Source organism: Paenibacillus amylolyticus, assembly GCF_036894225.1.
GTDB classification, from domain to species: Bacteria; Bacillota; Bacilli; order Paenibacillales; family Paenibacillaceae; genus Paenibacillus; species Paenibacillus amylolyticus.
This window is the reverse complement of sequence record NZ_CP145892.1, coordinates 700,470-713,258: the sequence shown is the minus strand read 5'-3', so window position 1 is coordinate 713,258 and position 12,789 is coordinate 700,470. Positions and strand designations below refer to the sequence as shown.

The following is a 12,789-nucleotide window of genomic DNA, read 5'->3' as shown; positions in this document are numbered from 1 at the left end:
ATGTCTATAATGTTATGTACATAATTATATATAATATTAACGTTAACGTCAACGTTAGATTTTGTGTATGAAGTCTTAGCGAGTTTAACATCCTCTTCGCTTCTCTATCTTCAATTGAATAGGAGGTTACCCATTCGTTGAATAGCCGACCTCTCACAACACCCTACGTGTTGTTCAGCATATGGCCGTATTTAAATTTACGTCTTGAGTTGTCAGTAAATACACAGAAAAGAATATGAATCAGATTTTCTGAGGTTAGGTTCGCAATAACCAAAACAGAGAGGGTTCTGAGAACTATCGTGGACGTTGGACGAAGAACCTTTTTAGTGCAGAAGAAGAAACGGCTTATCTGAAAGCGCAGGTAGAATATTTCTAAAAAGCTCAACACGAATTTGCACGGAGAGGGAAGCTGGATTTTGAAGCCCAATGCCAGCCCGTTCAAGGAATAAACAAGTGGGCACTGTGGTTGGGTGTGTAAAATTGCTTAAATTCATCGCGCAGGTCACTACAAACGGATGAAGAGTGTTGTCCTAAGAGAAAAACAAGTAGATTGGGATGCACATATAAAAGCACATATTTTTTTAGGTATTCACCAGCTTCGTCCTTATTCTGGCTACTGACGTATGCGAAACGCGTTAGGAAAGGAAGGCTTCGTGGTGAATCACAAAAAGGTTCGTCGCTTATCGAGAGAACTTCAATTATTTCCATAATTTTCATAATAATATTCTATAGTTAAACCTCCTACTCATCTTTCAATAATTTAAATATATAGTTAGATAACAAAAAGCTTTTTAACTATTGTTCATACTTCCCAAAACTGCCCCATACGATTTATCTTCTAACATAGACTACTCTTTATAAATCTGTAACACTCATTCGTATGTATTTACATATGGAACAGATAAGGACGGAATCAGTAGTACTTCCAAATGACGAAACTTACTATATGATTCAAAGAGCAAGTCAAGTCCTTTACTTTCGAAAAGAACTTGACTTGAGAAGAGAATTTAAATGATTTATATCTTGATGAAAAGGTCTCCTACTACTCTTATAACGATCATTTCGACGAAACTTGTAAACTAGACTTAAGGATGTTTACAGTCACAGCCTTCATAATCTGAACTCACATAAAAACAATTTGTAGTTCCGGATGAATTTTTGCAGCGGTCATAATTATGAACATACCCTATTCCCCAGATATCACAACCGTCTTCACATGTTCTATTTTGGTTACATTTCCCTACATAAGACCAACCACTCGGACACCCAGCCATTCTATTTCCTCCTCTTAATAATAGTTTAATTAATTCAAAGAAACGATATCCCTGTATTCCAATCATAATAATATAAAACTTATACTAGGGATATTCCTATTATATTCCACATTTAAGATTTGGAAATAAATAATATCTAAATCTTTTATAAGTAATTATTTGCATTTTCAATTATTTTTAATTTTCTTCCATTTAGAATGTAAGCAACGTTAGTTTTATAGATTGACGGTTCAACCATAACAGTAGAGGCATGTAATAAATTAATATGTTTAAATTTTTTCTGTTTGGTTTTAAATAACCATTCAGGACCATCAAAGATAACTATTGTGTTTTGAAATGTTCCAATAGCCAACTTTTCTTCAATACTTTGGAATTCCTGCGCTCGATAGTTTAAAAAAATGAAGTTATAAGAATCAGTACTACTTAGGTTAAGTTGAGAAACACATTTGGACAATAACGCCTTCTGCATATCTTTTAAGTTTTGATTAATCAAAATCAAAACAATAATTAATGCAACTAGAACAATACCTATTATTAGAATATTCATAAACTTGGCCCCAGTTTCTTGATTTTTTTCAAAGTATCCCAAATATCAAAAATCACAATAAAAATACTGTACGCCAATAATAAATATAGTGAATGTCTGATGTCTCTTTGTTGATTTGAAATAATGATTTGAACTAACGATAGAACAATAAAAAATATATTTCGCAAAATTGGGTTTTTATTTAGAAAGCTCACTTTCCCAAAACAATTACATGATTCTATTCCGCTTTCACGTTTCTTCCTGTAAGTAATAATTGTGAAAAATATGAATAAACATATTGTTGCAACTTCTTTATATGGATTAAGAACGTGAAATGCATATAGGATTGCTAACAGGAACTCCAATATAATTACAGTGACAGCAGCCACTTGAGCTAAAGATGACGGAACAATGTTGTAACTCTTGATTTCATATGAAAAGTTAAAAATATTTCTTGCTTTGAAATAAAAGGAAACGAAAAAGATAAAAGAAAAAAAATAATCTATAAGAATCAATGTTAATCCCATTATGACCTCCTGTAATCAGATCGAAAGACAAACATACATTTTAGGTTCCACCATAAAAATTCTCTATTTTGTAACGTAAAAAATTTCAAAAAACAATTTATCTTGAAATTCAGTCGCCTTTGCGTCTAATCATAAAAATTCGCTAATCAGAGGAAAACTCTACTGTTAGCATACGTATTACGATTGTATGAAGATAGCTGTTTCTACTAACACTCCAATTAACTGAGCGTTGTTACAGTAAGTAGGCCTTACGTTTATGAATAATCAAAGTATGGTGGTATTGCTAAATTGTAATAATCCAGACCACAAACGTAGCTTTTTATGATAAAGCCTTCTTTATCAATACTGTATAACCATGGTATGGTACCTGTATTAAGTTGTTCTTTCATTGCTTCTGAGCTGAAGGAACAGATTTGATAACTTTTAAAAATGGTTTCTAAAAGTTCTTTCTCTCGTTCTGGAGCATCAATTAAAATAAGGACGTTAGCATCTGTATGTTCTTTACTGAATTCAACCAAAGACTCGAGTGCACTCTCACAAGATCTACAAGACACACTTAATAATAGTATCATTAGATACTCATCTTTAATAAAGTCATATAGATATGTTGTTTTCTCATGAATTAGTACATTCGGCAGCAGTTCACCAACTTGAAGTACTGAGGGTCTATAATTCATTTTTTTAAATGGTAAATTCATGATTAATCCTTCCTTTATTTCAATTTTTATAATTTCAGAATATAACCGCCACCATTTCTGGTTAATAAATATTTAGGTTTTTTTGGATTTTCCTCTATTTTTTTTCTTATTTTTTGTATAGTCATATAAACATTAGCTTCACAACCAAAGCCTTTCCAAACAGATTTCAAGAGTTCGGTTGTATAAACAACACTATTACAATGATTAATGAGAAATTGAAGAACTTGATATTCCCTAGAACTTAAATCAATACATTTATTATTTTTTAAGACAGCTTTTCTGTCAAAATCTAAATGTAATTTTGAAGCATAAATACTTTTTTTTGTATTCAGCAAAACATTTTTTTGAACATTTATTCCAATTTTACCAAGAATTCTAAATGTCTTATCAACACAATTAGTCGAATCATAATACAGATAAATATCCGCTATAGCCCCTAAGTATAAATTTATTAAATATTGCAATTCATGTTCTTTCCTAACCATTGATAAATGAAGAATTATTTTCTCTATTTCACCTAAATGAATTTTTTGCAAATCATCTTTGCTACTAACAGTAATAATAGACGCTCCATTAAATAATGATTGTACATATGCTAGGAAACTTAGGTTATCGGTCCACAATAAAATTTTCATATGAACTCCATTTCTCGGTTGGTACATAGTCATTAGCTTTACATGCATTTCAAAAATCCTAGTAATTAAAGAACACCTGCGGTATATTGCAGGCGTTCTTTCTTAATTTTTATTATCTACACTCGCAATCTTCAAAAGTACTAGTCACATAGTAGCATTTCGTTGTTCCACTTTGAGAGCAACGGTCATAAGTATGCTTATATTGGATTACAAATCCAGCATAAGCGGGATTGTCACAAGAAGATGTACTACAAGAATAGTCAGTACATGTTCCAATACGAGTCCATCCAGAAGGACATGCCATTCTATTACCTCCTCTCATTTATTCTGTCATTTACATTCATAAGTTTATAAAAAAACAATTGTATAAATCTATAAATTTATCCTAAATTTGATTTGGATAATTAAAAATGTATCCCCCTCCTTTTTTAGTGACTAATAGTTCAGGAGACTTAGGATTGATTTCGACCTTGTTTCTGATCTTTTGAATAGTCATGTATACATTTGCTTCGGAAGTTAGCCCTGACCAAACTCTTTTTATTATTTCCTCTGTATTAATAATCTGTCCTTTATTTTCAAATAGAAAATAAAATAGATTAAATTCCTTTTTAGTCATTTCAACTTCGATGTTTCCTTGAATAATCACTGATCTATTCATTTTGTTTATTTGAATCATTTCTTCACAACAAAACGATGAAGAATTAAATTCATTAAATGCAGCTTCTCTTTTTTTTAATTGGTAACGCTGATTCTTCAAGAAATTATGTAATTCCTTATTCCAGTCTTGATCAATAACAATTATATCTATACCTTGTTTCACTTTTCTTCTTAGAAAAATGAAATCATTAATTGAGAAATTTGGACAATCAAGGATGATGCACCTAATGTAGTTCTGATCAACACTTAGAAACGAATGAACATCAGAAACAATAATGAATCCTCCCGTCTCTAATAGTAGTGTGTTAATTTGTGCGGTGTATATAACTGAATAATCCTTCCATATAAGTGTCGACAATAAAATCCCTCCTTTGATTGTAGTCACGACACTCTGTGCGTATTCTGCAATTCTTTGTTTGAAGAGAGAAAGGCAGCAATGATGACATTGTTTATCTTATGGATAAAAATTAAATTTTATATTTATCTTTAATTCATACAAAGAGATTAAGTTTAGGAATCAGTACTAGCATATATTATGAAGCTATATACTAAATCCTGGTTTATACTCTATCAATATATAATAATTAACACATAATTAACAATAAAGTCTATATTTTCAACAAAATAATTAATATTATATAAAATTTAGGGCTTATTTATGTAAGAATGTTTGGTTTCTCCTTATGATGATAATTAAAAACTTAGGAGCGATATTAAATGGAAAAGCCTGAATTCTTGAAAAAATATGACTTAGATATTCTCAAAATTGATGATTTTTTACCAAACATGCCTCTCTCTGACCACACCAACTTACATGACTTAATTGAAGATCATTTAATACTATTTTTAGCAAGCACTCATTGCGACTTGTGTGAACAAACACTAGAAGTTATTGATAAGTATACTGAGAAGAATCATGATCTAAATATCGTAGTTCTTTTAGACTCCGATCCATCTAGCATCGGAATGTTAATCAATCACTTTAAAGAAAGGGCTCAATTCTATTTAGTTCCACCTCATATCATGAATAAATACTTGAAAATGAGATTTTTACCTGTTGGTTTCGCAATTGATTGTAATATGAAAATTGTCACTACACATTCTGTTCAAGATATGAATTCATTTCAGGATCTGATAGAACCTTTGCAATTGGAAATTATGAGGTAGATTATGAAGTTTAATTTATTAAAAAAAGAAATTCATCATAATTCTTGGAGATTGTACGTGACAATTCTTGTGTTAGGCTTGTTAACTGCATTGCTTTCTACAAGTCAGATAGAAGTAACAAAACATTTAACAGATACGTTAGTAAGTAATTCAATTAATTCCCAACAAGTTGTTCTATGGATGGGTCTTCTTTTTTCAGTGTATATTGGCATGAATTTAATCAAAGTCATTAATACATACTTTCAAGATAAAGTACGTATTCAAATGAGCTTTAATCTGGACACCATATTCTTAAATAAAATTAATCCACAAGCTATTACAAATGTAGAAACGCCTAAGTATCAAAATGAATTGAACATCGCAAAGTATGGATTCGATTCTATATCAGGTTTAACTTTATCTTTTCTACAATTTGTTAGTCTTTTATTCTCCATAACTTTCTATTTCGTTGTTATATTTCAGAAAATTTGGTTTCTTCCCTTTATAATATTATTGCTCAACTTACCTAAATTGCTCACTGAATCTAAATTGGCAGTGAAAGATTATCAATTTGTCGAACAAACTACAGAAGTTTCTAGAAAACGTTCAATCCTTCAAAGCCTCCTCTTAACACCATTAGCTATTAAAGAAATACTGATATTTTCTGCTAAACCTTTTATACTGAACCATTGGGATCAATCGTATAGAGAAGAAATTATACAAACATTAAAATACAAAAGACATGAGTCTGTAAAAAAACTCATCCTTGGCCTTCAATCTAACTTGGGCCTGCTGTTAAATCAGTCTGTTCTAGTCTTTGCATTAATGAATAAAATAATATCATTCGGAGATTACATTTCACTTTTAGCAGCAATTACAATGATCGAATCCTCATTCTATGGTGTTGCAAGTTATTACAGACAAATTAAGCAATATCATATATCAACTAAGAAATTGGTTGATTTTTTTGGAAAATATTCTAATATAGGTATAGAAAGTAAAGATAGTGTAAGTATAAGATCAAAAGATTTATCCATACAAAACCTTAACTTCCAGTATCCTAACCAAAAATTTAAAACTCTTAATGGAATTCATCTAAATATTAAAAGTGGAGAAAAAATCTCTATTGTAGGCAGTAATGGATCTGGAAAATCGACTTTATCTAAAATTATTGCTGGATTACACGATATTGAAGCTCAAACTGTCTTTATTGGTGGAATAGATATAAAATTGTTAGATTCAACCTCATATTTTAGCAATTTTTCTATGGTAACTCAGGATTTTATGAAATACCCTTTTACATTAAAAGAAAATATCTCTCTTTCTGATAAACCTAATATTGAAAAGATTCTCAGCATTAAAAGAACATATTCAAACCTCATTCCTGATATTGATTTGAATACTGTATTGGGATACGAATATGAAGGTTCTAGACAACTTTCAGGTGGTCAGTGGCAAAAGGTTGCTTTAGCACGAGCATTATATAAAGATTGCGAATTTATGATCCTAGATGAAGCCACTTCCGCGTTGGATCCGGAGTCAGAATTCAAATTTATTAATACGTATATTCAAGAAGAACGAAGAAAAAATTTAATTTTTATCACTCACCGTTTAAATTTATGCAAACTTTTTGATCGAATTATTGTTATGGATAATGGGAGAATAGTAGAAGTTGGGACACATCATCAACTCATGAATTCAAGAGGAACATATTACAACTTATATCAGAGTCAAAAAATGGAGGAAGAATATAATGGGCTTGTTCAAACAACTATTTAAGGATGCTCAACACGGAAGCGAAAATGTAATAGAGTCATTTCGACCAGGAGAAATGTTCCCTCACCATGACCGTCAGCCAAAAAGCAATGTTGTTTTTTTATCCTTAACTTGCCAAGATTGTATTGAGGTCATCACAGCCATACAAAAGACTAGTACAGCAGAGCACAATAAAGAAAAGATTAATCTAGTCCTATATATCGTTGCTACGGTTGAAGAAGTCAAAGAACTTGATACTTACTATAATTCGAGTTTCACCATATATGCGATTACAAAAAAAGAGCTCGTAGAGAAGTATAAAGTTCCTAGCACGCCCTACTGTTATCACACTGATCAAAATCATCAAGTAATCAGCACAACTGAATTTGACGATGTGAATTCATTTATGAAAATGATAACTGCTTTTGACTTTTGATTGTTCTCATCTATAATTTAGCGGGGTTTTCTTTGAGAAAATATATTTTTCTCCTAGAGCCCGCTTTCCATTTGTATTCATTATTAAAGGAGTGGCATAATTGATGGTATCCAGGAAACAAAAAAAACATAAAAAATTTAATAAAAAAAAATGGGCTATACTGACTCTTACAGCACTTATTCTTCTCGCTGGTTCAACCTATTTATTTAGAAAAGAATTATCTGTATTTGGGTTTAATACAGTGTTAAAGAAAGATGTTAAAAAAACGCTAGATAAATCATACAAACCCGTGGGATATGAAAGCAAAAGTCCTAAAGTAGAAGTGAGCGAACCTTTTTCCTTACTATTGCTTGGTATCGACCAACGTGAAGGTGAACCTAGTCGGTCAGATACAATAATATACTCTGTAATACGGCCTAAAGAGGATAAAATACTACTACTCTCCATTCCTAGGGATACTTACACCGATATTATCGGAAGAGATGTAACATCCAAAATAAACTCTGCATATGCCCATGGTGGAGCAAAAATGACCATAGATACCGTGGAGAATCTTCTGAAAAATAAAGTAAATTACTATGCTGCTGTAAATTTCAATGGGATGAAAGACATTGTTGATGCAATAGGTGGAGTTAAATTACCGATAACTGAATTAATTGAAAACAAAAATCCTATTCATGAAAAATTAAGAATAGAACCCCATAAGCCAATTTATTATGGTCAAGATGCTTTAGCCTATGTCCGTTACCGTGAAGATTCTGATTTTAAACGTACCGAACGTCAACGTATTTTTATCAGCGCTTTGATGGATAAAGCTTTGGAATTGAAAAACATTTCTAAAATTCCAGAATTAATAGATATTGCTGGTTCTAATTTCACAACTAATATGGACTCTGATTTTATTCTGAACTTAGCAGAAACTGTTTACTTAAAGGATTCCTCTCCTAACTTTGAAAATTATATGCTTCAAGGTAATGGGAAAATGAGAGGAACGACTTGGTATTATGACATTGATTCTGAAGATTTAGAATACGCCCAAGATCTTATTGCAAGTTGGCTGGGTAGTTCTGATGAAGAGGGACTTCTACATCCTAAAAATATGGATTAATAGAGTTTTTAGTTGAAATAGCAAAAAAACTAGTAGGAGCATAAGCCCTACTAGTTTAATTCACGTTAGCAACATTGTGAATAATGACTATCTGCCCAATAGCAGTCAGTTGCTCCTGTTTTGTTATTTCTGCATCTGTGATACTCGTGTCTGTACCAAGTATATTCTAATACTGGTACGGTGCTGCACACTTGATTAAGGTTACAAGACCATTGATCGTTACATTGACTAGTATAAGTCCAACCTGATGGACATCCCGCCATATAAATCAGCTCCTTTCTAATATGTATTATATATCCACATAATACAAAATAACATAAATTATATATAAAAAAATACTAAATAATACAATAAATTCTTTTTTGTATAAACAATACTTTATGCAATCCTGTTTGATTATTATTTGATTGAGATAATGTTACTAATGGGAACTTTATATTATTAATAAGCCCTACTCTCTTCCTCTTCATGGTTAGCCAAGTTAGATTAGCGTTCATTCGCATAAGGACTGAAAATAGGCTGTACAAAGTTCATTTTTGGACTGGGTATTTCTACGCTTCAAACAGAATTCCGCCGTGTTTGCTTTAACATTTTCTCAAGCAGCCTTTCCTATGAATCGTTTACGTTGGTGCTGTCCGTTTCGGTTATCTTTACATGACTGCACGTTCCACCATATCCTTCGCGTTCCGCACTCTTCTTTTGCGTTAATCCCTCCTTTCCGAAGTTTAGCTGTGCTTCCTACTGTTTTAGAAACTTTCATCGACGGATACCAACTCGCGATGGATACCCTTGCTCTTTGCCTATGGGTTCTTAACTCCCCCAACAGCGAACTTTCACCACTTAACTAGTCCCCGTGATTGGTACATACAAAAAAGACCCGCTTCACACGCAGGTCTTCCTCTGTACACTATTCATTCACTTTACCTTAAACGTTCTGCTCATTCTGTTGCTGTTGAGCACGCTGCATTTGCTTCAACCGGCCTTCAACTCTGGTAAACAATCTGAACGTATAGAATCCTGTAGCAACCAGACTCAGAACCAAAGCTCGTACATCTGTAAGCCAGAAACCGATAATGCCGAATATCGTAATAATCACACCAAATTGCATCATCAGATTGGCGCTATAACTTTGCGCTTCGTCCCATAACTCGGGATTACTCATTGCACGCGGGGTCCGATAACCATATATTCCGTTAATCATTTTCGGTGGTTTTTTGAACACCATGAACCCCAGAATGAAATAACACACTCCGATGATGATCCCTACTACTGCTCCTGTCAAAACGTTCTCCCCTTCACTGTTGTCTTCCATAGACCTGCTCACACTGACACTCCGATGACAGAATAACCTTCCGATGTAGCTTCGCTTCTTCAGGTTATTTCTGTCCTCTCCGTTCTCGTGTAAATGTCTAGTTAGACTTATCTACATAAAAATATAAAAACGGCTCTACGTATATACGAAGAGCCGCCTGGATCGTTTCGTAAACTTAGATATTCTTCACACGAAGTACACGCATGGCGTTCAGGACAGCTAGCACCGTGACACCGACATCCGAGAATACCGCTTCCCACATGGTAGCTATGCCAAACACACCGAGTAACAGGAAGATCGCTTTAACTCCCAGAGCAAACGCGATATTTTGCCACACAATCATTCGTGTACGCTTAGCAATGCGGATTGCACTCGCTAGTTTCGACGGTTCATCGGTCATGATGACCACATCTGCTGCTTCAATCGCGGCATCTGAACCAAGTCCACCCATGGCCACACCCACATCGGCGCGTGCCAGCACAGGTGTATCGTTGATACCGTCACCGACAAACACCATTTTCTCCTTCGGAGATTTGGCAGCTTCCAGTTGTTCCAGTCGCTCGACTTTATCCTGTGGCAACAATTCAGCGTAGACCTCATCCACACCCAGCTCACGTCCTACCGCTTCACCTACGGCTTTGGCATCACCTGTCAGCATGACCGTTTTGCGGATGCCGAGTTTCTTCAGCGCCTGAATGGCTGCGGCTGCGTCATCCTTCACTTCATCGGCAATGATCAGATGACCAACATACGTACCAGCTTCAGCCACGTGGACTATCGTTCCGGCTGTCTCTGGTGTGGTATAGGATATACCCGCCTGCTTCATTAATTTGGCGTTGCCTGCCAGCACTTCCCGACCATCGACGCTCACCTTAATCCCATGTCCGGCAACTTCGTCATAACCTTCCACACCTTGCGTGGGAATGGCTTTGGCCCAAGCTGCGCGAATGGATTCGGCAATCGGATGATTGGAATTGGCTTCGGCAATAGCTGCAAGCTCCATCAGTTCTTCTTCCGTGCGTCCACCTTCGGGATGAATGGCTGTTACTTTGAATACACCTTTGGTTAGTGTACCCGTTTTATCAAAAACAACGACTTTTACATCGTTCAACGCTTCAAGGTAGTTACTGCCTTTGACAAGAATCCCGTTACGTGAAGCTGCTCCGATACCACCAAAGAATCCAAGTGGAATAGAGACCACCAGCGCACAAGGACATGATATAACCAGGAAGACCAATGCACGATAGATCCAATCGGCAAATGTTGCACCACTAAGTATCAACGGCGGAACAAATGCAATCACGGCTGCAAGGATAACAACAACCGGTGTGTAATAACGGGCAAATTTACTAATAAAATGCTCTGTTTTCGCTTTCCGGCTGCTCGCGTTCTGCACCAGGTCCAGAATCTTGGATACCGTTGATTCACCAAACGTTTTAGTCACTTCAATCGTCAACATACCATTTTTGTTCACAAATCCACTCAGTACATCACTTCCGGACTCCAGCTCACGAGGTACCGATTCACCTGTCAGAGCAGAAGTGTCCACCATGGAACGCCCAGCTCTAACGATACCATCCAGCGGTACTCGCTCTCCTGCTTTCACGACAATACGATCACCAATTCGTACGTCTTCTGGAGATACACGACGGGTCTCGTCACCCGAACCCGTCAGGATATTCGCGTAGTCCGGGCGAATGTCCATGAGCGCTTGAATCGACTTGCGTGACCGATTAACCGCCATGCCCTGAAACAGCTCCCCGAGCTGATAAAAGAGCATGACCGCTACCCCTTCCGGATACTCTCCAATAGCAAAGGCACCCAAGGTAGCGACGGACATCAGGAAGTATTCATCGAATACCTGACCGCGGATGATGTTTTTGGACGCCTGGAGCACGATATCTCCCCCGGCAATCAGATAAGCGAGCGCATATAGAGTAAACTGTGCCCAGCCCTCCAGTGGCGACCAGATTGCAGCTGCGAGCAGCACAGAACCTGCAGCAAGACGAGCAAGTAACACTTTTGTCTGTCCTGCACCATGTTCATGTGAGTGGCCTGCATGGGCATCATCATGGGTATGGCTGTGATCATGCCCAGCATGACTCCCGTGCTCATGTGTATGACCATGTTGATGTTGATCATGAGTATGCGAGTGTTTGCCGTGTGAATGTGAATGTCCATGATTATGTCCAGTATGGTCATGACTGTGGTTATGCGCACCAGCTGCACTCCCTGTATGGGTGTGCACATGTCCGTTCACGTGTTTTCCTTTTTCCGAAATGCGAATATGCGGCTCCAGCCGAAGCACTTTGCGCTTTGCTTCTTCCACTACCTGTTCATCCATATCGGAAGTGGTGTGCAGCGATAATGTTTTGGTAACAAAATTGACAGAGCATTCGTTAATGCCCTTAATTTTTTTGACGCCATTCTCGATCTTTAATGCGCAGTTCGCACAATCCAATCCATCAAGTAGCAGTTCCCTTTTCACCTGTTCCTGTCCGGTTCCCATGTGAATTCTCCCCTTTGCAGTACAAAAACGATGTTATATTTCAATTGTATTCAATATATGAGCACTCATTCATATGTTTGGTTACCCCTATTATATGCACGCCTAAACATGAGTGTCAACAATCGTTGTTGATTTTTCATACAGATTATGCTAATAGTAATCATTTCGCTTTAGGCGGGTTTTGGATATAATAGAGCTATAGTTGT

Annotated in this window: 11 protein-coding genes; 4 read left to right on the top strand and 7 right to left on the bottom strand. The window is 35.7% G+C overall.

Annotated elements, in window-relative coordinates; genetic code table 11:
• Positions 1-1,419: 1,419 nt before the first annotated feature.
• The 5 genes from V6668_RS03320 to V6668_RS03300 all read right to left on the bottom strand — a co-directional run bounded on the left by V6668_RS03320 (position 1,420) and on the right by V6668_RS03300 (position 4,675).
• Positions 1,420-1,821 carry a hypothetical protein gene (locus V6668_RS03320; RefSeq protein ID WP_036614185.1) on the bottom strand — a complete coding sequence of 134 codons (402 nt, stop codon included), beginning with the start codon at positions 1,819-1,821 and terminating at the stop codon, positions 1,420-1,422.
• Positions 1,818-2,327, bottom strand: coding sequence for a MauE/DoxX family redox-associated membrane protein (locus V6668_RS03315; RefSeq protein WP_036614188.1), 510 nt, complete (start codon positions 2,325-2,327; stop codon positions 1,818-1,820). Before V6668_RS03315 ends, V6668_RS03320 begins: the two co-directional genes overlap by 4 nt.
• A gap of 254 nt (positions 2,328-2,581) precedes the next feature.
• Positions 2,582-3,025: a hypothetical protein gene (locus tag V6668_RS03310; RefSeq protein ID WP_036614191.1), complete on the bottom strand. Its 444-nt coding sequence runs from the start codon at positions 3,023-3,025 to the stop codon at positions 2,582-2,584.
• Between the two features lie 26 nt (positions 3,026-3,051).
• Complete coding sequence (locus tag V6668_RS03305; protein WP_162158989.1) at positions 3,052-3,660, bottom strand: winged helix-turn-helix domain-containing protein; 609 nt, start codon at positions 3,658-3,660, stop codon at positions 3,052-3,054.
• A gap of 385 nt (positions 3,661-4,045) precedes the next feature.
• Complete coding sequence (locus tag V6668_RS03300) at positions 4,046-4,675, bottom strand: winged helix-turn-helix domain-containing protein (protein WP_051447352.1); 630 nt, start codon at positions 4,673-4,675, stop codon at positions 4,046-4,048.
• Between the two features lie 359 nt (positions 4,676-5,034).
• Between V6668_RS03300 and V6668_RS03295 the strand changes: the two genes are divergently transcribed.
• The 4 genes from V6668_RS03295 to V6668_RS03280 all read left to right on the top strand — a co-directional run bounded on the left by V6668_RS03295 (position 5,035) and on the right by V6668_RS03280 (position 8,762).
• Positions 5,035-5,484: a hypothetical protein gene (locus V6668_RS03295; RefSeq protein WP_036614193.1), complete on the top strand. Its 450-nt coding sequence runs from the start codon at positions 5,035-5,037 to the stop codon at positions 5,482-5,484.
• Between the two features lie 3 nt (positions 5,485-5,487).
• Positions 5,488-7,242: an ABC transporter ATP-binding protein gene (locus V6668_RS03290; RefSeq protein ID WP_338707697.1), complete on the top strand. Its 1,755-nt coding sequence runs from the start codon at positions 5,488-5,490 to the stop codon at positions 7,240-7,242.
• Positions 7,217-7,654, top strand: coding sequence for a hypothetical protein (locus V6668_RS03285; RefSeq protein WP_338707696.1), 438 nt, complete (start codon positions 7,217-7,219; stop codon positions 7,652-7,654). The genes V6668_RS03290 and V6668_RS03285 overlap by 26 nt, the downstream gene beginning before the upstream one ends.
• A 103-nt stretch (positions 7,655-7,757) precedes the next feature.
• Positions 7,758-8,762 carry an LCP family protein gene (locus V6668_RS03280; protein WP_036614202.1) on the top strand — a complete coding sequence of 335 codons (1,005 nt, stop codon included), beginning with the start codon at positions 7,758-7,760 and terminating at the stop codon, positions 8,760-8,762.
• A 925-nt stretch (positions 8,763-9,687) separates the two neighbouring features.
• On the opposite strand, the gene V6668_RS03275 is transcribed toward V6668_RS03280, so the two are convergent.
• Together V6668_RS03275 and V6668_RS03270 are read right to left on the bottom strand one after the other, a co-directional pair.
• Entirely contained in the window at positions 9,688-10,074 is a 387-nt protein-coding gene (locus V6668_RS03275) for an SdpI family protein (RefSeq protein WP_101315042.1), read from the bottom strand.
• A 175-nt stretch (positions 10,075-10,249) separates the two neighbouring features.
• Positions 10,250-12,583: a heavy metal translocating P-type ATPase gene (locus tag V6668_RS03270; protein WP_338707695.1), complete on the bottom strand. Its 2,334-nt coding sequence runs from the start codon at positions 12,581-12,583 to the stop codon at positions 10,250-10,252.
• Between the last annotated feature and the right edge of the window lie 206 nt (positions 12,584-12,789).

Coding starts and splice junctions, on each gene's coding strand:
- V6668_RS03320 (WP_036614185.1), bottom strand. CDS start 1,821: ATGAATATTCTAATAATAGGTATTGTTCTAGTTGCATTAATTATTGTT.
- V6668_RS03315 (WP_036614188.1), bottom strand. CDS start 2,327: ATGGGATTAACATTGATTCTTATAGATTATTTTTTTTCTTTTATCTTT.
- V6668_RS03310 (WP_036614191.1), bottom strand. CDS start 3,025: ATGAATTTACCATTTAAAAAAATGAATTATAGACCCTCAGTACTTCAA.
- V6668_RS03305 (WP_162158989.1), bottom strand. CDS start 3,660: ATGAAAATTTTATTGTGGACCGATAACCTAAGTTTCCTAGCATATGTA.
- V6668_RS03295 (WP_036614193.1), top strand. CDS start 5,035: ATGGAAAAGCCTGAATTCTTGAAAAAATATGACTTAGATATTCTCAAA.
- V6668_RS03290 (WP_338707697.1), top strand. CDS start 5,488: ATGAAGTTTAATTTATTAAAAAAAGAAATTCATCATAATTCTTGGAGA.
- V6668_RS03285 (WP_338707696.1), top strand. CDS start 7,217: ATGGGCTTGTTCAAACAACTATTTAAGGATGCTCAACACGGAAGCGAA.
- V6668_RS03280 (WP_036614202.1), top strand. CDS start 7,758: ATGGTATCCAGGAAACAAAAAAAACATAAAAAATTTAATAAAAAAAAA.
- V6668_RS03275 (WP_101315042.1), bottom strand. CDS start 10,074: ATGGAAGACAACAGTGAAGGGGAGAACGTTTTGACAGGAGCAGTAGTA.
- V6668_RS03270 (WP_338707695.1), bottom strand. CDS start 12,583: ATGGGAACCGGACAGGAACAGGTGAAAAGGGAACTGCTACTTGATGGA.